This is a genomic window from Priestia veravalensis, assembly GCF_001457055.1.
Lineage (GTDB): Bacteria > Bacillota > Bacilli > Bacillales > Bacillaceae_H > Priestia > Priestia flexa.
The window spans coordinates 136,318-156,781 of record NZ_KQ758627.1 but is presented as its reverse complement, the minus strand read 5'-3'; the positions used below and the strand labels follow the sequence as shown (position 1 = coordinate 156,781).

Annotated in this window: 26 protein-coding genes; all 26 read left to right on the top strand. The window is 37.6% G+C overall.

Annotation, left to right across the window (positions count from 1 at the left end; all coding sequences use genetic code 11):
- The first annotated feature begins 17 nt into the window (after nt 1–17).
- The 26 genes from xerC to flhB all read left to right on the top strand — a co-directional run bounded on the left by xerC (nt 18) and on the right by flhB (nt 20,442).
- The gene (xerC, locus tag AS180_RS00820; RefSeq protein WP_025908996.1) at nt 18–920 is read left to right on the top strand and encodes a tyrosine recombinase XerC; all 903 of its coding nucleotides are present in this window, start codon (nt 18–20) and stop codon (nt 918–920) included.
- Nucleotides 921–938: 18 nt separating this feature from the next.
- Nucleotides 939–1,481, top strand: coding sequence for an ATP-dependent protease subunit HslV (gene hslV, locus AS180_RS00815; protein WP_025908995.1), 543 nt, complete (start codon nt 939–941; stop codon nt 1,479–1,481).
- 15 nt (nt 1,482–1,496) lie between these two features.
- Nucleotides 1,497–2,897, top strand: coding sequence for an HslU--HslV peptidase ATPase subunit (hslU, locus tag AS180_RS00810; protein WP_062686207.1), 1,401 nt, complete (start codon nt 1,497–1,499; stop codon nt 2,895–2,897).
- Between the two features lie 34 nt (nt 2,898–2,931).
- On the top strand, nt 2,932–3,711 hold the full coding sequence (gene codY / locus AS180_RS00805; protein WP_025908993.1) for a GTP-sensing pleiotropic transcriptional regulator CodY: 780 nt from the start codon (nt 2,932–2,934) through the stop codon (nt 3,709–3,711).
- Between the two features lie 479 nt (nt 3,712–4,190).
- Nucleotides 4,191–4,583, top strand: a complete 393-nt coding sequence (flgB, locus tag AS180_RS00800) for a flagellar basal body rod protein FlgB (RefSeq protein WP_025908992.1) — start codon at nt 4,191–4,193, stop codon at nt 4,581–4,583.
- Nucleotides 4,584–4,585: 2 nt separating this feature from the next.
- Complete coding sequence (gene flgC, locus AS180_RS00795; protein ID WP_025908991.1) at nt 4,586–5,035, top strand: flagellar basal body rod protein FlgC; 450 nt, start codon at nt 4,586–4,588, stop codon at nt 5,033–5,035.
- A gap of 11 nt (nt 5,036–5,046) precedes the next feature.
- On the top strand, nt 5,047–5,343 hold the full coding sequence (gene fliE / locus AS180_RS00790) for a flagellar hook-basal body complex protein FliE (RefSeq protein ID WP_025908990.1): 297 nt from the start codon (nt 5,047–5,049) through the stop codon (nt 5,341–5,343).
- A gap of 70 nt (nt 5,344–5,413) precedes the next feature.
- Nucleotides 5,414–7,003, top strand: coding sequence for a flagellar basal-body MS-ring/collar protein FliF (gene fliF, locus AS180_RS00785; RefSeq protein ID WP_061784583.1), 1,590 nt, complete (start codon nt 5,414–5,416; stop codon nt 7,001–7,003).
- A 20-nt stretch (nt 7,004–7,023) separates the two neighbouring features.
- Nucleotides 7,024–8,034: a flagellar motor switch protein FliG gene (gene fliG, locus AS180_RS00780; RefSeq protein ID WP_373688722.1), complete on the top strand. Its 1,011-nt coding sequence runs from the start codon at nt 7,024–7,026 to the stop codon at nt 8,032–8,034.
- The gene (gene fliH, locus AS180_RS00775; protein ID WP_025908987.1) at nt 8,027–8,821 is read left to right on the top strand and encodes a flagellar assembly protein FliH; all 795 of its coding nucleotides are present in this window, start codon (nt 8,027–8,029) and stop codon (nt 8,819–8,821) included. The genes fliG and fliH overlap by 8 nt, the downstream gene beginning before the upstream one ends.
- Nucleotides 8,796–10,115: a flagellar protein export ATPase FliI gene (fliI, locus tag AS180_RS00770; RefSeq protein WP_025908986.1), complete on the top strand. Its 1,320-nt coding sequence runs from the start codon at nt 8,796–8,798 to the stop codon at nt 10,113–10,115. The genes fliH and fliI overlap by 26 nt, the downstream gene beginning before the upstream one ends.
- Complete coding sequence (gene fliJ, locus AS180_RS00765) at nt 10,112–10,555, top strand: flagellar export protein FliJ (RefSeq protein ID WP_025908985.1); 444 nt, start codon at nt 10,112–10,114, stop codon at nt 10,553–10,555. The genes fliI and fliJ overlap by 4 nt, the downstream gene beginning before the upstream one ends.
- A gap of 8 nt (nt 10,556–10,563) precedes the next feature.
- A complete protein-coding gene (locus tag AS180_RS00760; RefSeq protein ID WP_025908984.1) occupies nt 10,564–11,184 on the top strand; it encodes a MotE family protein in 621 nt (206 codons plus the stop codon).
- A gap of 13 nt (nt 11,185–11,197) precedes the next feature.
- On the top strand, nt 11,198–12,376 hold the full coding sequence (locus AS180_RS00755) for a flagellar hook-length control protein FliK (RefSeq protein WP_062686205.1): 1,179 nt from the start codon (nt 11,198–11,200) through the stop codon (nt 12,374–12,376).
- A 9-nt stretch (nt 12,377–12,385) separates the two neighbouring features.
- Nucleotides 12,386–12,817: a flagellar hook assembly protein FlgD gene (gene flgD, locus AS180_RS00750; RefSeq protein WP_025908982.1), complete on the top strand. Its 432-nt coding sequence runs from the start codon at nt 12,386–12,388 to the stop codon at nt 12,815–12,817.
- Nucleotides 12,818–12,842: 25 nt separating this feature from the next.
- Nucleotides 12,843–13,706, top strand: a complete 864-nt coding sequence (flgG, locus tag AS180_RS00745; protein ID WP_025908981.1) for a flagellar basal body rod protein FlgG — start codon at nt 12,843–12,845, stop codon at nt 13,704–13,706.
- 55 nt (nt 13,707–13,761) lie between these two features.
- Nucleotides 13,762–13,971: a flagellar FlbD family protein gene (locus AS180_RS00740; protein WP_025908980.1), complete on the top strand. Its 210-nt coding sequence runs from the start codon at nt 13,762–13,764 to the stop codon at nt 13,969–13,971.
- Nucleotides 13,972–13,974: 3 nt separating this feature from the next.
- Nucleotides 13,975–14,406: a flagellar basal body-associated protein FliL gene (fliL, locus tag AS180_RS00735; protein WP_025908979.1), complete on the top strand. Its 432-nt coding sequence runs from the start codon at nt 13,975–13,977 to the stop codon at nt 14,404–14,406.
- 30 nt (nt 14,407–14,436) lie between these two features.
- A complete protein-coding gene (gene fliM / locus AS180_RS00730) occupies nt 14,437–15,432 on the top strand; it encodes a flagellar motor switch protein FliM (protein WP_025908978.1) in 996 nt (331 codons plus the stop codon).
- Nucleotides 15,429–16,556: a flagellar motor switch phosphatase FliY gene (gene fliY, locus AS180_RS00725; RefSeq protein ID WP_025908977.1), complete on the top strand. Its 1,128-nt coding sequence runs from the start codon at nt 15,429–15,431 to the stop codon at nt 16,554–16,556. The genes fliM and fliY overlap by 4 nt, the downstream gene beginning before the upstream one ends.
- A 22-nt stretch (nt 16,557–16,578) precedes the next feature.
- Nucleotides 16,579–16,941 carry a response regulator gene (locus AS180_RS00720; protein WP_025908976.1) on the top strand — a complete coding sequence of 121 codons (363 nt, stop codon included), beginning with the start codon at nt 16,579–16,581 and terminating at the stop codon, nt 16,939–16,941.
- A gap of 64 nt (nt 16,942–17,005) precedes the next feature.
- Nucleotides 17,006–17,638: a flagellar biosynthetic protein FliO gene (locus AS180_RS00715; RefSeq protein WP_025908975.1), complete on the top strand. Its 633-nt coding sequence runs from the start codon at nt 17,006–17,008 to the stop codon at nt 17,636–17,638.
- Entirely contained in the window at nt 17,631–18,299 is a 669-nt protein-coding gene (gene fliP, locus AS180_RS00710; RefSeq protein ID WP_025908974.1) for a flagellar type III secretion system pore protein FliP, read from the top strand. Before AS180_RS00715 ends, fliP begins: the two co-directional genes overlap by 8 nt.
- Before the next feature lie 9 nt (nt 18,300–18,308).
- The gene (gene fliQ, locus AS180_RS00705; protein ID WP_025908973.1) at nt 18,309–18,578 is read left to right on the top strand and encodes a flagellar biosynthesis protein FliQ; all 270 of its coding nucleotides are present in this window, start codon (nt 18,309–18,311) and stop codon (nt 18,576–18,578) included.
- A gap of 2 nt (nt 18,579–18,580) precedes the next feature.
- On the top strand, nt 18,581–19,357 hold the full coding sequence (gene fliR / locus AS180_RS00700; protein WP_025908972.1) for a flagellar biosynthetic protein FliR: 777 nt from the start codon (nt 18,581–18,583) through the stop codon (nt 19,355–19,357).
- Nucleotides 19,358–19,359: 2 nt separating this feature from the next.
- Nucleotides 19,360–20,442 carry a flagellar biosynthesis protein FlhB gene (gene flhB, locus AS180_RS00695; RefSeq protein ID WP_025908971.1) on the top strand — a complete coding sequence of 361 codons (1,083 nt, stop codon included), beginning with the start codon at nt 19,360–19,362 and terminating at the stop codon, nt 20,440–20,442.
- The last annotated feature ends 22 nt before the right edge of the window (nt 20,443–20,464 follow it).

The window sequence follows — 20,464 nt, the reverse complement described above, 5'->3', positions numbered from 1 at the left end:
CTTGTGAGGTGATATGAGTGGAATTTGTTAAAGTTTCTTTAAATTCCTTCCTAGAATATTTACAAATTGAAAAGAACTATTCACAATATACAGTTGATTGCTATGAAAAAGATATTGAGTCATTCATCTCTTTTTTAGAAGCAGAACAAATACAAAATTTACAAGATGTTACATATGCAGATGCAAGACTGTTTTTAACAAGGTTATATGAAAAGTCATATTCAAAAAAATCAATGTCGAGAAAGATTTCATGTTTACGAAGTTTTTATCGATATTTGTATCGTGAACAAATAGTGGTTGAAAATCCGTTTGCGCTTGTTTCATTGCCGAAAAAAGATCAGTATACGCCACGCTTTCTTTATGCGGAAGAGCTGATGAAACTGTTTGAGTTAAATGATCTTACTACGCCGCTTGGCCAGCGTAATCAAGCGCTCCTTGAATTAATGTATGCTACGGGAATTCGTGTGAGCGAATGCGCAGCCATTCAGCTTAGTGATATTGACTTTTCACTTCAAACGCTTCTTGTGCATGGAAAAGGAAAAAAACAGCGTTACGTTCCATTTGGTAAATATGCAAAAGACTCTCTTCATACATATATACAGAATGGGCGAGTGCAGTTGAAAAGCAAAAGCGCTACCAATACGAATGCGCTCTTTTTAAATAATCGCGGAACAACATTGACGGATAGAGGTGTTCGCTTAGTTATTGAAAAACTCATGAATAAAACGGCAGAGAACATACATATTAGTCCTCACGTTTTACGTCATACTTTTGCTACGCATTTATTAAATGAAGGAGCCGACTTACGTACGGTTCAAGAGCTACTTGGTCATGAAAATTTATCCACAACTCAAATATATACGCATGTAACGAAGGATCGGTTAAAAACAGTATATATGAATCATCATCCTCGTGCATAGAAGGAGGAGTTAGTTATTATGTCTACATTTCATGCTACAACGATTTTTGCCGTTCAACATAATGGTCAATGTGCTATGTCAGGTGATGGGCAAGTGACGTTTGGAAATGCTGTTGTGATGAAACATACAGCTAAAAAAGTACGTCGCTTATTTCAAGGACAGGTTTTGGCTGGATTTGCAGGTTCAGTTGCTGATGCGTTCACACTGTTTGAAATGTTTGAGAGTAAATTAGAAGAGTATAACGGCAATTTACAGCGCGCATCAGTTGAATTAGCAAAACAATGGCGAAGTGATAAAGTTTTACGCAAACTAGAAGCTATGCTGATTGTGATGAACAGAGATAGCTTACTATTGGTTTCGGGAACAGGTGAGGTCATTGAGCCTGATGATGGGATTTTAGCTATCGGTTCTGGTGGGAATTATGCATTATCGGCTGGTCGTGCATTAAAACAGCATGCTGGAGAACATTTAACTGCAAAAGAAATTGCAAAAGCTGCTTTGGATGTTGCAAGTGAGATTTGTGTGTATACGAATAATCAAATTATTGTAGAAGAACTGTAGGAAAGGGGATTTTCTATGAATTCTCATTTAACGCCTCGACAAATTGTTGAAAAGCTTGATCAGTATATTGTTGGCCAAACAAGTGCAAAAAAAGCGGTTGCGGTTGCGCTAAGGAATCGCTATCGACGTAGTTTATTAAACGAAGCTTTGAAAGACGAAGTCGTTCCCAAAAATATTTTAATGATTGGGCCAACTGGTGTTGGTAAAACAGAAATTGCGCGCAGGCTTGCAAAGCTTGTTGGTGCACCTTTCGTTAAGGTAGAAGCAACAAAGTTTACAGAGGTTGGCTACGTTGGTCGTGATGTAGAATCGATGATTCGTGATTTAGTTGAGACATCCGTTCGTTTAGTGAAGGAAGAAAAAATGGTTTCTGTATCCGACAGTGCTCAAAGAAATGCCAATAGGCGTCTTGTTGAGCTTTTAGTTCCAAGCAAGAAAAAGCAGCAGACATTTAAGAATCCATTTGAAATGATTTTCTCCAATAATTCACAGCAAGCCGATACTCAAGCAGAACAAGAAGAAGAAGTAAATGTTGAAACAAAGCGCAAACAAATTGCCCATCAGTTAGCCCTTGGAGAACTTGAGGATCATTATGTAACAATTGAGGTAGAAGAACAACAGCCTTCTATGTTTGATATGCTGCAAGGTTCGGGTATGGAACAGATGGGGATGAATATGCAAGATGCTTTAAGTAACTTTATGCCAAAGAAACAGAAAAAGCGTAAACTTACGGTGAGAGAAGCTCGTAAAGTGTTAACAAACGAAGAAGCTCAAAAGCTAATTGATATGGATGAAGTAACGCAAGAAGCAATTCATCGTGCAGAACAGTATGGAATTGTCTTTATTGATGAAATTGACAAAATTGCTCAAAAGAGCGGTAACTCATCTTCAGCGGATGTATCACGTGAAGGTGTACAACGTGATATTCTACCAATTGTAGAAGGTTCTACAATTGTAACAAAGTATGGAGCAATTAAGACAGATCATGTTTTATTTATTGCTGCAGGAGCGTTCCATGTTTCCAAGCCTTCGGATTTAATTCCGGAATTACAAGGGCGTTTTCCAATTCGTGTTGAGTTGACAAAACTAACGGTAGAAGATTTTATGAGTATTTTAGTTGAACCAGATAATGCACTATTAAAACAATATGTAGCATTATTGGAAACTGAAGGTATACAAATTGAATTTTCTGACGATGCTATACGTAAGATTGCAGAAATTGCCTTTCAAGTTAACCAAGACACGGATAACATTGGGGCAAGAAGACTTCATACTATTCTGGAAAGACTGCTTGAAGACCTATCATTTGAAGCGCCAGAAGTTACGTTAGAAAAGATTGTTATTACTCCTCAATACGTGGAAAGTAAGTTAGAGAAGATTGCAAAAAATAAAGATTTAAGTCAATTTATTTTATAGGTATAGAATAGAGATTTCAGGAGGAACAAAGATAATGGATTTATTAGGAAAAACTAGAAAGATTAATGCGATGTTACAAAAGGCTGCGGGTAAGCCCGTAAACTTTAAAGAAATGGCTGAAACTTTATGTGAAGTTATTGAATCGAATGTATTTGTTGTTAGTCGTCGCGGTAAGTTATTAGGAATCGCAGTTAAGCAACAGATTGAAAATGACCGCATGAAAGGCATGTTAGAAGCGCGTCAATTCCCAGAAGAGTATACACAAAACTTATTCAACATTTCTGAAACATCTTCAAACTTAGATATTAATAGTGAATACACAGCGTTCCCTGTTGAAAACAAAGAGCTTTTTGAAGCTGGTTTAACAACAATCGTTCCAATCATCGGTGGAGGGGAAAGATTAGGTACGCTAGTATTAGCTCGTTTAGATCGTAACTTTGCAGATGATGATTTAATTCTAGCTGAATATGGTGCAACTGTAGTCGGTATGGAGATTCTTCGTGAGAAAGCAGAAGAGATTGAAGAAGAAGCGCGTAGCAAAGCGGTTGTTCAAATGGCAATTAGTTCACTATCGTACAGTGAATTAGAAGCAATCGAGCATATCTTTGAAGAGCTAAACGGTAATGAAGGTTTATTAGTAGCAAGCAAAATTGCTGACCGTGTAGGGATTACACGCTCTGTAATTGTAAATGCACTTCGTAAGCTTGAAAGTGCGGGTGTAATTGAGTCGCGTTCTTTAGGAATGAAAGGAACGTACATTAAAGTATTAAACAGCAAGTTTCTTGTTGAATTAGCAAAATTAAAATCAAACTAATCGTTAGAAAAAAGAGATCTTTGATTAGCAGTCAAAGGTCTCTTTTTTTTGTTAAGATCGCCATCCTAAAAAAGTACCTCTTTTATATAAAATGCGAGTTAATAGAACTATTACCATTTTTAATTAAAATATAAATAGTCCATAAAGAACTAGTTAATTTGAATAAATATAATTCTTTAAGACTATACAAAAAAAGATTAACTTTGATTATTTTAGTGTTTAAGAATTAATTAAATTACTTTTAATGTCATTTATTAGAGACTTATTAATTATATTTAGTGTATTTTGTCGAAAAAAGCGCCCGGATTTATTTTGAAGGTGTTAAAATAGATTTGTAAATTCAACGATAAATTTTAGTAATGTAGTACAAAAGTTGCTTATTAGGTATAGACAAGAAGCATACTTTTTTTTACAATAGGCTTTATGGTAGAAAAGTCGAAATTTGTCAGAAAATTAAACGCGGTAAGTAGGTGTCCTATATGAGTTTATTTTCAGGAACAATTCAGTCATTAGAGCAAGGTCTGAATTATTCAACGCTTAAGCAGCAAACAATTTCTCAAAACATTGCAAATGTAGATACGCCAAACTATAAGGCTAAAGATGTATCTCGGAAGAATCAATTTCAATCAGAGCTTCAATATTCATTGAAAGCATACCGTACGAACGAAAAACATATTGAATTCTCAAAATCATCCGAACAAGCAGCTGTTATTTCAAGAACAAGTCATACATACCAAGAAAACGGCAATGGGGTTGATTTAGATAAAGAAATGACGACAATGGCAGAAAATCAAATTTACTATGAAGCATTAATTGATCGACTTAACGGTAAATTTAATTCTCTACAAACTGTCATTAGAGGAGGTAAGTAGAGGTGTCAATATTTCAAAATCTCAGCATATCTGGGTCAGCTTTAACTGCTAATCGACTACGAATGGATGTTATTTCTTCTAATATGGCGAATGCCGAAACAACAAGAAGTGAACTTGTAAATGGAGAATGGCAGCCGTATCGCAGAAAAGTGGTTTCGCTCCAATCAAACGGTGGTCCAAGTTTTTCTTCGTTGCTACAAAATGAAATGAGTAAAGGGTCAGCGGGCGGTGTGAAAGTTAAGTCCATAACAGAAGATCAATCTCCTTTTAAGCTTGTGTATAACCCAACGCATCCTGACGCAAATGAAGATGGGTATGTTCAGCTTCCCAATGTGGATCCATTAAAAGAGATGACAGATTTAATTGGTGCAACAAGATCCTATGAAGCAAATATTACGGTGTTAAACGCAAATAAAAATTTATTATTGAAAGCATTGGAAATAGGAAAGTAAGGTGAAGCAGTATGATTCAAGGGATTCAACATCAAATGCCTGTACTAACTGAGAAAATATCGAACACAGGAACCGTTAAAGAAGCTCACGGTCAATTTTCAACTTTTTTAAAGGAGTCGTTAAACCAAGTAAACAACGCACAAAAGGCATCAGATCTAGCCACAGAAAAGTTAGCTCGTGGAGAAAAAATTGATTTACATAATGTCATGATTGTATCACAAAAAGCCAGTATTGCGATGCAGACGACAATTGAAATACGTAATAAAGCTGTTGAAGCATATCAAGAAATGATGCGTATGCAAATGTAGTAAACGGTTTTAGCTAAAAAGCGGTTATTTCATCCCTAGATAGAAAACAAGCAATAGCCGGAGGATTGTAATGAATGAAAAACTAGCACTCTATAAAAATCAAATAGGTGCGTTCTGGTCAAAGCGCACTAAGGTTCAAAAAGGTTTGATCATCGGCGGCCCCTTGGCGCTGCTAATTGCCCTTATTGCTATTTCTTTAGTAGCAACCAATGAGAAGTTTGTTCCCCTTTACAGCAATTTATCTGTACAGGAAACGGGTCAAATTAAAGCGGAGCTGGATACAAGAAAAATACCTTCTGAAATCTCAGAAAATGGAACGGTTATTTCAGTACCGGAACAACATGTTGACTCATTAAAGGTGGATCTTGCTGCACAAGGTATACCAGACAGTGGGAGCATTGATTATTCTTTCTTTGGGCAAAATGCTGGATTTGGTATGACGGACAATGAGTTTAACGTTGTTAAATTGGAAGCTATGCAAACCGAAATAGCTAATCTGATGAAAAATATCCAAGGTGTCAATAATGCGAACGTGATGATTACCTTGCCAGAAGAAAGTGTTTGGGTGAAGGATCAGCAAGGAGAAGCTTCAGCATCAATTGTTTTAAATACACAGCCAGGCTACAAATTTGATGAAGGACAAATAAAATCTCTCTATCATTTGGTTTCAAAAAGTGTTCCAAATTTACCTACTGATAATATCGTAATTATGAATCAAAACTTTGAATATTTTGACTTGAAGAGCAGTGACGAAATGTCTAATTCATCTAGTTTTGCTACTCAGCATGGTATTAAAAAGGAAATTGAACGTGATGTTCAGCGCCAAGTTCAACAAATGTTAGGTAGATTAGTTGGACAAGACAAAGTAATGGTTTCAGTTACAGCTGATGTTGACTTTACACAGGAAAATCGAGAAGAAAATTTAGTGGAACCTGTAGATAAAGAAAACATGGAAGGAATCGCAGTAAGCGTGGAGCGAATCAATGAAACGTTTACGGGAAAGAAACCTGAAGATGGTGGGGTTGCAGGGACCGGTGAAGAAGATACAACCAACTATGTAGAAAGTGGAAGTACCGACAGTGGAGACTATGAAAAGGCAGAAGAACGAATCAACAACGAAGTAAATAGAATTCGTAAAGAAATTGTAGAGAGTCCTTATAAAGTTCGTGACTTAGGAATCCAAGTAATGATTGACCCTTCTAATGCAAACGGTGAAGGTGAACTAGCAGAGAATTTAGAGGATGACATTCAGCAAGTTTTAAGCACGATTGTTCGTACGTCAATTTCAAAGGATGAACAAGGTGCTGAGTTAACTGATAATCAGGTTGCAGACAAAATTGTAGTCTCCGTACAGCCATTCCAAGAACAGAAAGTAGCCGTTAATCAACAGCAAAGCGGAATCCCAACATGGCTATATTTTGTAGGTGGTGGCTTATTACTAGTTATTCTTGCACTACTATTCTTATTGTTAAAGCGTAGAAAAGATTCTGAAGAAGAGTTCTATGAATATGAAGAAGAGTATGAAGATTCAGTTGAAACCATTCAAAAGCCTCCTGTCCTAAGTGAAGAGCAGCAGTCAAGAAAACGTCTAGAAGAGCTTGCAGGTGAGCAGCCAGATGAATTCGCAAAGCTATTGCGCACGTGGATTAGTGAGGAGTAGGAGGGAGTATAGTGGCGAAAGTGGTAAGTAAAAGTGAATTAACAGGTAAGCAAAAAGCAGCTATTTTATTAATTTCCCTTGGTCCTGATGCATCCGCTTCCGTCTATAAGCATTTAAGCGAAGACGAAATTGAACAGCTAACGTTTGAGATTTCTTCAATGCGAAAGGTAGAGCCTGCGGTTAAAGAAGCCGTTTTAAAAGAATTTGAGCAAATGACAATTGCTCAGAATTATATTGAAAAAGGCGGCATTACTTATGCGAAAGAAGTGTTGGAAAAAGCTTTAGGTCCTGAACAAGCAATAATGGTTATTAATCGTTTAACTTCATCTTTGCAAGTTCGACCATTCGATTTTGCGCGTAAAGCAGAACCAATGCAGCTTTTAAATTTTATTCAGCATGAGCACCCGCAAACGATTGCTTTGATCTTATCATACTTAGAGCCAGCTCAAGCTGGGCAAATTTTGTCATCTTTACCTCAAGAGCGTCAAGGTGATATTGCGAGAAGAATTGCTACAATGGATAGCACATCTCCAGAAGTCATCAGTGAAGTAGAACAAATTTTAGAAAGAAAGCTTTCGACAACGGTGACGCAAGATTACACCCATACTGGTGGAATCGAGACGGTGGTTGAAGTGTTAAATGGCGTGGATCGTGCAACAGAGAAAATTATTATTGATACTCTAGAAATTCAAGATCCAGAGCTTGCGGAAGAGATTAAACAGCGTATGTTTGTCTTTGAAGATATTGTGACGTTGGATAACCGCTCCATCCAGCGTGTCGTTCGTGAGGTTGAAAACGAAGACTTGCTATTGAGCTTAAAAGTAGCAAGCGAAGAAGTAAAAGATATTATATTCCGCAACATGTCCAAGCGAATGGTAGACACGTTTACAGAAGAAATGGAGTATATGGGACCAGTCCGTTTAAAAGATGTGGAAGAAGCTCAGTCTCGCATTGTGGCGGTTATTCGTAGATTAGAAGATATGGGAGAAGTAGTCATTGCAAGAGGTGGAGGAGACGATATTATTGTCTAGTATCATTAAATCTACCTATGCAAATCACGTACATGATTCAGCCAAAACAATCGAAATCAAGCCATTATTTAGTGGGAGAAATTTGATCAATTCAAATGGTCAGACAGCAAAGAATGAATGCCCTGACAAAATTCTTACTGAAGCAAAAGAAGCGTCTACACGTCTTTATGAAGAAGCTGAAGCAAGACTATTAGAAGCAAGACAGCAAATTGAAGCAGAGCGACAGCAGTGGGAGAATGAAAAAATACAGCTATATGAAGCAGAGAAAAAAAAGGGTTTTAACGCTGGGTATAGTGAAGGTCAACAGGCTGGATATAAGGACTATACATCGCTTATAGAAGAAGCCCGTACGGCTGTTAACGTAGCTAAAAAAGATTATACCGATTACCTTTCTCAAGCTGAAGAGGTTATCTTAGAGCTTGGCTTTACACTTGCTGAGAAAGTCATTGGGCAGAATATTCAACATAAAAATGAGAAAAGTTTTGTATCACTGGTTAAGCATGCAATAAAGGAAGTTAGAGAGAGCAAAGAGCTTCGAGTCTTTGTGGCACCTTGCCATTATGAAATGGTTTGTGAAAATAAACAGCAATTGTTCGATATATTGAATGGAGAAGCTAGCTTATTCATATACGCAGATGAAAATTTGACAGATGAACATTGCATTATTGAGTCGATGTACGGAAAGCTCGATGCATCGGTTGATAGTCAGTTAACGGAGCTAAAAAAGAAATTGAAACTACGTTTAATGGAGGAAAAGCAAAGTGAAAGTGAAGCAGCTTATTCCTGAGATAGCTCATATCTCTTCGTTTAAACGATATGGGAAAGTTAACCGAGTTATTGGAATGATGATTGAATCACGAGGACCACAAGCTTCCATTGGTGATGTTTGCTATATCCACTTAAAGGATACTTGTGAGCGAATTCAAGCAGAAGTAGTTGGATTTAAAGATGAACATGTCATTTTAATGCCCTATACATCTGTTCGATATATTGGACCTGGTTGCATCGTGGAAACAACTGAAAAACCGCTTCAAGTAAAAGTAGGACCTGAGCTAATTGGTCAAGCACTAGATTCCCTAGGAAATCCACTTGATGGAACTAGCTTACCTAGCTATCTTCCATCAGTGTTAACTGAACAGGAACCTCCTAATCCATTGCAACGCCCACCAATTTCTGAACCAATTGAAGTAGGGGTTCGAGCAATCGACAGTTTGCTTACAGTTGGCAAGGGTCAGCGGATTGGAATCTTTGCAGGAAGTGGAGTTGGGAAAAGTACGCTTATGGGAATGATTGCGAGAAACACGAATGCAGATATCAACGTCATTGCATTAGTAGGGGAACGTGGTCGAGAAGTCCGTGAGTTTATTGAGAGAGACCTTGGTTCGGAAGGTTTGAGAAATTCAATTGTCGTTGTCGCAACTTCTGATCAGCCTCCACTATTACGAATGAAGGCGGCTTATACAGCTACATCTATTGCAGAATACTTTCGAAGTCAAGGGCTTAACGTCATGATGATGATGGATTCCGTTACGCGCGTTGCTATGGCGCAGCGAGAAATTGGTTTAGCAGTGGGAGAACCTCCCACAACCAAAGGATACACACCATCGGTTTTTGCTTCATTACCTCGCCTATTAGAAAGAACAGGTACTACTGAACAAGGCTCTATTACGGCATTTTATACGGTATTAGTTGACGGTGATGATATGAATGAACCGATTGCTGATACGGTTCGAGGAATTGTTGATGGGCATATTGTATTGGATCGGAATTTAGCTAATAAAGGTCAATATCCAGCCATTAATGTGCTCAAAAGTGTTAGCCGCGTTATGAATCATATTGTAGAAGCAAATCATAAAATAAGTGCTGAAAAGCTACGGTTATTACTTTCTACATATATTGAAGCAGAAGACCTTATTAATATCGGAGCTTACAAAAGAGGGTCCTCTGCTGAAATTGATGAAGCAATTTTATATTATCCAGAACTTATTTCATTTTTAAAGCAAAAAACGAGTGAACATCCCACGCTTAAAGATAGCGTAGAGATACTAAAACAGCTCTTTCAGAAAGGTGAACGAACGTGACGTATCAGTTTAAGTTAGCAAAAGTCATGACGGTTAAGCAAGATGAAAAAAATCGTTTATTGGCTCAATATAATGAATCAGTTCAATATTTCGAGCAAGTCGGGCAGAGGCTTTACGATAAGCTCAAGCAGAAAGAAGAAATGCTTGAACTTCAGGCAAAAAAGCTTAAAAGTGGTTTAGCGGTTAGCGAGATTAAATTTTTTCAACAAGCGCTTGAAAGCATTGAGGCGACGATTGCCAGGCTCCAGCGAGACGTCATGTTGGCGCGACAGCAGATGAGTATGAAAGAGCTGAAGCTTCAAGAAAAAAATATTGAGTGCAAAAAGTATGAAAAGCTTAAAGACAAAAGCTATACAAGCTACCTAAAAACTCAGGGTGATGCGGAAAGTAAGCAAATGGATGAGATTTCTCTGCAACAGTTTATGCTACACAGAAATTAGGTGAGAAGATGGCTAGAAAAAAGCAAGATGAATATGAAGAAATAGAAGAAAAAAGAAATAGTAAGTGGCAAGTCTTCTTGTTTATTATTTTTATACCCCTGCTGTTTATTATTACAGCTATTTATATTGGTCTAACAATTAGTGGAGTCGATGTTCAAGAGAAAATCTCGTCGGTAACTTCATCTCTTCCTTTAATAGGAGACGATAATGAAAGCTTAAAATCTACTAATCAGCAACAGGCGAATAAAGAGTTAGAAAATCAAATAAAGAGCCTGAATGAAAAGCTTCAAAAGAAAGAAGACAATATTAGAAGTTTAGAAGAAAAAATAACGGCTAAAGAGCGCGAGATTGATGAGTTAAAAATTAAGATTAGAGATTCAGAAGATGAGAAAGATGTTGCTAGTCAAGAACAAGACGGTGGAGACGATAAACAGAAAGACATTGTTTCTACTTATGAAAAGATGAACCCGACGAAAGCAGCTCTCATTTTTACCGAATTAAAAGAAAATGAAGCAATCTTGCTGCTAAAAGCGTTAAAAACGGATGCACGCACGAAAGTCTTAGAAAAGATGGACCCTGCCGTTGCAGCTCGCTATACAAGCTTACTAGCTGAGCCGTTAAGTGAGTAATGGAGGTGAAAGAATGAAGGTAGCTATGCAGCCTATGCTTCCAGTTATGAATGAGAAGCAAAACGTAGATCGTACAGTTAAGAAAGAACATCCTTTTTTATTTCAAGCAATGCTATTCGTAGAGCTGGAAACGACTGATAATCTCAGCACGAACAGTCATTCTATTAGTCAGCCTTTGAACAATCAAATGATGAACGTAGATGATAACGAAGATTTGGCTGAATTCTTGGCGCTTCTTGAGCTTCATTTAGAAGAAGGGAATGTTGAAAAGATAGAAAATGAAGAGCAAAGTATTTTGTTTAAGTCTTTTGTTGATCTTATTCAACAGCTCCCTACAAGCGGAGTAAAAGAATCTAAGCTGAAGCAATTGCTTTCCAATGCTACGAATTTGCAGGCATACTTAGCGGATGTCACATTGCCAGGAAGTGCAAAAAATTTCGTTAAGGAATTTCAACAGTTTTTTCAAACCTTGCGAGAGCTTGTTCCAGTGGAATCCAGTCAACTAAAAGCATTGCAAGAAAAGCTGCAGCAGCCTGAGATACAATCTGTTCAGTTTTCTCGTAAAGAAATGAAACAGCTTATTGAACTGATTACACAAAAAATTGCTTCAGCAAGTGATAATCACTCACTGCCAACTAGACAATTAATAAGCATGGAAACGGATGAGTTAGGTAAGCAAAAAATTCCTGTTGATAAAGCGACGTTTGTACCGGGTGAAATGAGTAAGTTGCAGCAGCTATCGTTTCATGTAAATACGAATTTGCCCAAAGATATGCAGGCATCACAGGTGATGAAGCAGGTACAAGAGCTATTAGTGAAAGCTTCTTTTCAGCATAATGCGTCTCAAACGAAGCTAGTTTTAAAGCTCTTCCCTGAAAGGCTAGGATCCATTCAAATTGAACTAGTGCAGCGAAACCATGAGACTGTCGCTCGTATTATCGCATCATCTGCTCAGACAAAAGATCTCTTAGATACTCAGCTAGGGGCTTTGAAACAAACGCTTATTAGTCAGCAGGTGCAAGTAGATAAAATTGACGTTTTTCACACAGCAGAACAATGGATGACTAACGGCGAAGAACATCAAGAACAAAAGCAGCAAGAAAAACGAGTTGAAGAAAAAGACGAAAAAGACGAAACTAATCAAATCTTTTCTCACTCATTAGAAGAAGCGTTAATTAACTACAATGTGTAGGTGATGTATATGACAAATAAGGTTCAGTCTGATTTGTATTTGGCAAATCAGCCCGTGCAGCAAAAGCAAACAGGAACAAGCTCGCTTGGAAAAGATGACTTCTTAAAGATTTTAATTACTCAATTACAAAATCAAGATCCAACTAGTCCTATGGAAGATAAGGAGTTTATTTCTCAAATGGCTCAGTTTTCAACACTAGAACAAATGACAAATATGAGTACATCGATGGAGAAATTTTTACAAGTAGTTCAAAGTGAATCTCCAATTCTAAAAGGTAGCGAGCTTATTGGTAAGACGGTTTCTTGGGTAGATGAAACGAATAAAGAAAGCGAAGCTGTTGTGAAAGCCACTTCTGTAAAAGACGGCAAGCTTACTTTTATGTTAGATGATGAGTCTCATACAACTTTAACTCTTGACGATATTTTGTCTGTCACTCGTTGAACACTATAAATAAGGGGGAAGTTACATGTTACGTTCAATGTATTCTGGAATTAGTGGAATGAAAAATTTTCAAACCAAGCTAGACGTAATCGGTAATAATATTTCAAATGTTAATACGTACGGATTTAAGAAAGGGCGTACAACGTTTAAAGACTTAGTTAGTCAGCAAATAGCAGGAGCGAGTGCACCGGGAGCGGATCGAGGCGGAGTGAATCCAAAGCAGGTAGGGCTTGGGTCTCAAATTGGAACAATTGATACGATACATACTTCTGGAAGCATTCAGCCAACAGGTCGCCCACTTGATCTAGCTATTTCAGGAGAAGGATTCTTTACTGTAGCTAATGGGGCAGATGGCCAAACAATTGATAGACCACTGTATACACGAGCAGGTAATTTTTATTTAGATGAAGGTGGAAACATTGTAACAGCTGAAGGCCTTTACCTTATTGGTTCTGTTTATGACGTTAATGGAAATGAAACGGAGTTTATAGGGGCAATAAATATTCCAGATACAGCTAAAAGTTTTAGCATTGGTCAAGATGGAGTCGTAAATTATGTTGATTCAGACGGTGCTTTACAAATAGCGGGTAGAGTTCGATTAGCAAAATTCTCAAACAATGATGGCCTTGAAAAGGTAGGAGGTAATCTCTTTGCTGAAACAGCCAATTCAGGTAGCGCAAAAGTTGATGGTACAGAATTTTTTGATTTAAGTGAACCGGGAGTAAACGGAACAGGAACGCTTGTATCGAGTGCTTTAGAGATGTCTAATGTTGACTTATCGGAAGAATTTACGGAAATGATTGTATCTCAGCGTGGTTTCCAAGCGAATACTCGAATCATTACAACTTCTGATGAAATCTTACAAGAACTTGTCAACTTAAAACGATAAACTGATAGCCTAGGAGGAAAGAAGCTGAGCTGATCAGCTTGGCTTTTTATCAATTATGGTGACTTTAACAAGGTTAAATGGAAAGCAATTTACGCTAAATGCAATTTACATAGAGCAAGTGGAATCGTTTCCTGACACAACTATTACATTAACCAACAATAAAAAGTTGGTTGTAAAAGAGTCGATTGCTGAAGTGAATGAAAAGGTATGCGCTTATTATCAATCGATTAATGTGTTAGGACTTCGGCGCGATATGGAGGAATAAGCTGTGTTTAAAAATAAGTTAGTTGGCACTATGATCATTATTTTATTGTCTTTAACATTGATTGGGAGTGTTGGGGTCATTGTCACGCTAAAGTTAGCAAGCGAGCCAGCGGCTGAAGCTGCGCCTTCCATTGATGAAGTAATTGATTCATCTGTTGACATTGCTGATATTAAAACAAATTTAAAAAGCAATAATTATATTAGCCTATCATTTAAAATTCAAATGGATAGCAAAAAAGCAGCTGAAGAACTACAGAAAAGAGAGTTTCAAGTAAAAGACATTATTATTAAAGAACTATCGGAGATGACAGCTGAAGATTTCGAGGGAAAAAAAGGTTTAGAAGCGCTTGAAGAGCGAATTTCAAAACAGATCGATAGCTCGATTGAGACTGGGCATGTGGTGAAGATTTATACGACCTCCAAGGTTCTACAATAATGGAAAAATGGCAGGTAGGAGGTGAGGTTTTTGGCCGGTGATGTATTGTCTCAAAACGAGATTGACGCACTGTTGTCTGCGCTGTCGACAGGAGAGATGGATGCGCAGCAGTTAAAAGATGAAAACACGAAAAATCGCGTCAGGTCCTATGATTTTAAAAGAGCCTTACGGTTTTCAAAAGATCAAATTAGAAGTTTAACAAGGATCTATGAGAACTATGCGAGATTATTAACAACATTACTTTCAGCTCAACTGCGAACAATCACACAGGTTTCAGTTGTATCAGCAGATCAAATTCCTTATGAAGAGTTTGTTCGCTCGGTTCCGAGCATGACGGTCTTAAATGTCATGTCAGTCGAACCTCTGGATGGCAGAATAATTATGGAAGTAAACCCGAATATTGCATACGCGATGCTAGACCGTATTTTAGGTGGCAAAGGAGAAGCAGGAAATAAAAAAATAGATAATTTAACAGAGATTGAAACAAAACTACTTCGTAATTTGTTAGATAAAACGCTGGATATTATGGAAGAGGCCTGGAGTTCAGTTGCTGTGATTAATCCAGAAATGGAAGAACTTGAAGTTAATCCACAATTTTTACAAGTTATATCACCAAATGAGATTGTTGTAGTCATTTCGCTAAGCGTACAAATTGGTGAAGAAACAGGCATGATTAACTTATGTATCCCACATGTTACGCTGGAGCCTATTATTTCAAAGCTATCAGTGCATTATTGGATGCAATCATCTAAAAAAGAGCCAAATGAATTAGAGGTTGAGCAGATTCGAACACAAGTTCAAGGTGCAACCGTTCCTGTTGTTGCGATGCTAGGACAGACTGATATATCCATTGAGGATTTCCTTTCTTTAGATAAGGGAGACATCATTCGCTTGGACCGAGGTGTTAATCAACCTCTCATCGTTCAAGTTGGAGGTGTACCGAAATTTAGTGCGCAGCCAGGACAATTAAAAAGGAAATTGGCGATTCAAATTTTAGATCAGTTTAAGGGGGGAACGTCGTTATGACAGGAGATATGCTTTCTCAAGATGAAATCGATGCATTGCTAAAAGGAACGTCTTCATTAGACCCTATGCCTTCAGATAGCAACCTAGAAGAAAGTGAAATTAGTAAACACTTTACAGAGATGGAACGCGATGCGCTTGGTGAAATTGGCAATATTTCATTTGGTAGCTCTGCTACTGCATTGTCAACCTTATTAAATCAAAAAGTTGACATTACAACGCCTTATGTTTCGTTGATTCATAAAGAAGAGCTGAAAGAAGAATTTCCCAATCCGCATGTTGCGGTAGAAGTTCATTATACAGAAGGAATTTCAGGTCGAAACTTACTTGTTATTAAACAAAGTGATGCAGCTATTATCTCTGATTTAATGCTTGGTGGAGACGGTGAAAATCCAGGAGAATTACTAGATGAAATTAAACAAAGTGCCGTTCAAGAAGCGATGAACCAAATGATGGGTTCAGCAGCGACATCTATGTCTACGATTTTTCAAAAGAAAGTAGATATTTCGCCACCAATCCTTGATATTTTAGATCTTCCAGAAGGAGAAGGCACGAACTTATTAGAAGGGGACGATGTGCTAGTTAAAGTTTCATTCAATCTAAAAGTTGGCACGCTAATCGATTCTAATATTATGCAATTGTTATCTCTTCCTTTTGCAAAAGGGTTAGTAAATGAACTGCTGAATCCAGTTGCGACCGCAGAAGAAGAGAGTGAACTTGTTCAAGAAATACCATCTCAACAACCTTTGCAAAATCAAGTGAGTGAATCACTGCAACAAGAACCAGTTATGCCTGCAGCTCCTGTTAATGTTCAACCTGTTGCTTTTTCATCTTTTGATGGAAATGAAATACCATCACAGTCCGAAACAAATAATTTAGACATGTTGTTAGATATACCACTTCAAGTAACTGTAGAGTTAGGGCGTACAAAACGAACTGTTAAAGAAATTTTAGAGATGTCATCGGGGTCAATAATTGAGTTAGACAAACTTGCTGGTGAGCCGGTCGATATTTTGATTAACAGCAAGCTAATCGCTAAAGGTGAAGTAGTGGTAATTGATGAAAACTTTGGCGTTCGCGTGACGGATATAGTTAGTCAACGTGATCGTATTAATAAATTAAAGTAACTTTATATAGGGGGAAAATAAAATGAGTAAACGAGTATTAATTGTAGACGATGCGGCATTTATGCGCATGATGATTAAGGATATTCTTGTGAAAAATGGATATGAAGTTGTGGGGGAAGCTGCTGATGGAATGCAAGCTATCGATCTTTATAAAGAGCATCAGCCAGACCTCGTAACAATGGATATTACAATGCCGGAAATGGATGGTATTACGGCTTTAAAAGAGATTAAGCAACTGAATCCAGCTGCGAAAGTAATTATGTGTTCAGCAATGGGACAACAAGCAATGGTTATCGATGCAATTCAAGCTGGTGCAAAAGACTTTATTGTGAAGCCATTTCAAGCAGACCGTGTGCTTGAAGCCATTTCAAAAGCTGTAGGATAAAGAAAAAAGTGGAGCAGCTGCTCTGCTCCACTTTGTATTATGAAAAGGTAAGAGGTGGCAAACATTGCTGCGATATATCGTATTTATTTTAGCTATCGCTGGAAGTCTGTTGTTTCAAAATAGTATAAGCGTGCAAGCGGCAGAAACATCGGATTCAGTGAAAGAATGTATAGAAAATCCAAGCGCTTGTGAAAAAGAGTTGGACCCTAACGCAGTTGGTGATAGTGATACCAATCAAGGTGCGACTATTTCCGCTGGTGAAGTGGTGAAAATGTTAGTTGCTTTTGCATTTGTGATTGGCTTATTGCTAGTTGTCTTAAAATTTGTGAAGTCAAAAGGAAATGTATTAAAGCAAAATCAGCTGGTGGAAAATTTAGGTGGAACTAACCTTGGGAATAGTAAATCGGTTCAAGTTGTTAAGGTCGGTGAGCAGCTGTTCGTTGTAGGTGTAGGAGAAAATATTGAGCTGCTTTCAGAAGTAGTTGGAGAAGACAAGGAGCAGTTGTTAAAGAAGTACGAAGATCAACGCAGTGATGGTGAATATAAAGTGGTTCTTCCATCACTATTTGAACGAAAAGAAAAGGAAGCTATTTCAGTTGAAAGTATGAAATCTTTTACACAATCGTTAAATCAGATGATGAAAAAGCGGAAAACCAAGTTGGAAGAATTAGAAAGGAACCGTAAGCAACATGAATGAAGTGATGGAGATTTTTAATGCTAGTGATGCTGAAAATGTATCAACCTCAATCCAATTATTGCTGCTTTTAACGGTTCTATCAATTGCTCCAGGTATTTTAATTTTAATGACATGCTTTACTCGAATTGTTATTGTTCTTTCGTTTGTTCGAACGTCATTAGGCACTCAGCAAATGCCTCCCAATCAAGTACTGTTAGGACTCGCTTTATTCATAACATTCTTTGTTATGGCACCGACGTTTTCACAGGTGAATAAAGAAGCTTTGCAGCCTTTATTTAATGAAGAAATTAATTTAACAGAAGCGTACGATCGAGCATCTCTTCCTATGAAAGAGTTTATGAGTGCTCATACAAGGCAGAAAGACTTAGCGTTATTTTTAGAATATGCAGAGATGGATAAACCAAGTTCAGTAGAAGAAATTCCATTAACGGCATTGGTTCCTGCATTTGCAATTAGCGAATTAAAAACAGCCTTTCAAATCGGCTTTATGATCTTTGTTCCGTTTCTTGTCATTGATATGATTATTTCCAGCGTATTAATGTCGATGGGGATGATGATGTTACCGCCAGTGATGATTTCTCTGCCGTTTAAAATTTTGCTTTTTGTCTTAGTAGACGGTTGGAATTTAGTCGTTAAATCATTATTAATAAGTTTTCAATAGGTGAAAAACATGAATGGAGAATTTGTCATTTCGTTAGCAGAAAAAGGCGTATATACAATCTTAATTGTGTGTGGTCCACTTTTGCTATTAGCACTCGTTGTCGGTTTGCTTGTCAGTATTTTTCAAGCGACAACTCAGATTCAAGAACAAACCTTGGCCTTTGTGCCAAAAATTGTAGCGGTACTTGTAGGAATTGTATTTTTTGGGCCATGGATGTTATCTAAGATGGTGTCATTTACGTATAATATCTTTTCAAACCTACATAGGTATATCGGATAAAGATGGTGGAGCTAATCAATGTTTATCCGGCATTTCTCTTAATTTTAGTACGATTGTCCGCTTTCTTTATTACGGTACCGCTTTTTTCATATCGTACAGTTCCAACTTTTCACAAAGTAGGGCTAGCGGCAGCTTTATCACTTGTTGTAGTCACAACACTAGATTTTCCAATTATTCCACTTGACGATCGCTTTTTGCTTCTTGTCATTAAGGAGTGTCTCGTTGGAATTTCGATGGGGTTAATTGCATATATCGTAATCATGGCAATTCAAATTGCTGGTGGGTTAATTGATTTTCAAATGGGTTTTGCTATCGCTAACGTGATGGATCCGCAAACGGGTGCTCAAAGTCCAATTACCGGTCAGTACCTTTATATTTTTGCCCTGCTCTTTTTATTATCGACCAATGGTCATCATTTGTTAATAGATGGAGTTTATCATAGTTATGAAGTATTAAAGATTAACGAGCTTTCATTTTCAGTTGGAACCGAACTGTTTGTGACGACAATTATTAAAACATTTAGCATGATGTTCCTATTAGCGGTTCAAATGTCGCTCCCGGTTGTTGGCGCGTTATTTCTTGTTGATATAGCACTAGGAATCGTCGCAAGAACGGTACCTCAGCTTAATATTTTTGTAGTAGGATTTCCGCTCAAAATCATCGTGGCGTTTATTTTTCTAATCGTGGTTATGGGAAGTATGTTTTATATGATGCAGCTAATCTTTGAATACATGCTAGAGGCGATGCGAACGATGGTTCATTTACTAGGAGGAGTATAAAAATGTTTCTCGTTCGGTTAGATTTGCAGTTTTTTGCGGGAGAAAAAACGGAAAAGGCAACGCCTAAAAAGAGGCAAGACTCTAGAAAAAAAGGACAAGTAGCAAAAAGCCAAGACGTCACGACAGCCATTATGCTACTTCTTGTTTTTCTCTATTTTATATTCGGAGCTCGGCATACGCTTGAAAAGATGATGCTCATTATAAAGGAATCTTTTCAGACATATATGCTAACGGAAGTTACGGAAGAAAGTGTGTTTATTTTGCTACGAGACCTTCTTCCTGAAATTGCATATGCACTCGGACCTATTATGCTCGTTGCCTTGGTAGGTGCGCTTGCAGCTAATTATATGCAGGTGGGTGTCCTCTTTTCAGCTGAACCCCTTCAGCCAAAATTGGAGAAGGTTGATCCAATTAAAGGGGCTAAAAGAATTTTTTCAATGAGAGCCATTGTAGAACTATTGAAATCAACGTTAAAGATCGTCTTAATTGGTGCCGTTACGTTTGCTGTATTATGGATTAACATTGATGAGGTTCTCATTTTATCTCATCGGAGCATCGGAGACAGTCTGGTATCGCTAGCAAAACTAGTGTTGCAAATGGGCCTTGCAGCCTCTTGTGTTCTACTTTTATTATCTGTTCTTGACTACATGTACCAAAAGTTTGATTTTGAAAAAAACATTCGGATGTCAAAGCAAGATATTAAAGAAGAAAATAAAAATGTTGAAGGAGATCCACTCATCAAATCTAAAATTAAGCAGAAACAACGTGAGATGGCGATGTCTAGAATGATGCAAGAAGTGCCGAAAGCGGATGTTGTCATTACGAATCCAACTCATTATGCAATTGCTTTAAAATATGATGAAGATAAAATGGATGCTCCATACGTGGTGGCAAGCGGAGTAGATTTTGTAGCTCAAAAGATAAAAGCCGTTGCAAAAAGCCATGAAATCATTATGGTAGAAAACCGACCTTTAGCAAGAGGCTTATATGAACAAACGAAAGTTGGCGATGTGGTGCCCGAAGAGTTTTTTAAAGCGGTAGCTGAGATTTTAGCGTATGTGTATCGCATTCAAAAAAAGGTATAAGTATTGAAGATTATAAGAAATA

Bases quoted from the DNA above. Each gene is read 5' to 3' on its own strand.
- hslV (WP_025908995.1), top strand. From the start codon at position 939: ATGTCTACATTTCATGCTACAACGATTTTTGCCGTTCAACATAATGGT.
- hslU (WP_062686207.1), top strand. From the start codon at position 1,497: ATGAATTCTCATTTAACGCCTCGACAAATTGTTGAAAAGCTTGATCAG.
- codY (WP_025908993.1), top strand. From the start codon at position 2,932: ATGGATTTATTAGGAAAAACTAGAAAGATTAATGCGATGTTACAAAAG.
- flgB (WP_025908992.1), top strand. From the start codon at position 4,191: ATGAGTTTATTTTCAGGAACAATTCAGTCATTAGAGCAAGGTCTGAAT.
- fliE (WP_025908990.1), top strand. From the start codon at position 5,047: ATGATTCAAGGGATTCAACATCAAATGCCTGTACTAACTGAGAAAATA.
- fliF (WP_061784583.1), top strand. From the start codon at position 5,414: ATGAATGAAAAACTAGCACTCTATAAAAATCAAATAGGTGCGTTCTGG.
- AS180_RS00760 (WP_025908984.1), top strand. From the start codon at position 10,564: ATGGCTAGAAAAAAGCAAGATGAATATGAAGAAATAGAAGAAAAAAGA.
- AS180_RS00755 (WP_062686205.1), top strand. From the start codon at position 11,198: ATGAAGGTAGCTATGCAGCCTATGCTTCCAGTTATGAATGAGAAGCAA.
- flgD (WP_025908982.1), top strand. From the start codon at position 12,386: ATGACAAATAAGGTTCAGTCTGATTTGTATTTGGCAAATCAGCCCGTG.
- flgG (WP_025908981.1), top strand. From the start codon at position 12,843: ATGTTACGTTCAATGTATTCTGGAATTAGTGGAATGAAAAATTTTCAA.
- AS180_RS00740 (WP_025908980.1), top strand. From the start codon at position 13,762: ATGGTGACTTTAACAAGGTTAAATGGAAAGCAATTTACGCTAAATGCA.
- fliY (WP_025908977.1), top strand. From the start codon at position 15,429: ATGACAGGAGATATGCTTTCTCAAGATGAAATCGATGCATTGCTAAAA.
- AS180_RS00720 (WP_025908976.1), top strand. From the start codon at position 16,579: ATGAGTAAACGAGTATTAATTGTAGACGATGCGGCATTTATGCGCATG.
- fliP (WP_025908974.1), top strand. From the start codon at position 17,631: ATGAATGAAGTGATGGAGATTTTTAATGCTAGTGATGCTGAAAATGTA.
- fliQ (WP_025908973.1), top strand. From the start codon at position 18,309: ATGAATGGAGAATTTGTCATTTCGTTAGCAGAAAAAGGCGTATATACA.
- fliR (WP_025908972.1), top strand. From the start codon at position 18,581: ATGGTGGAGCTAATCAATGTTTATCCGGCATTTCTCTTAATTTTAGTA.
- flhB (WP_025908971.1), top strand. From the start codon at position 19,360: ATGTTTCTCGTTCGGTTAGATTTGCAGTTTTTTGCGGGAGAAAAAACG.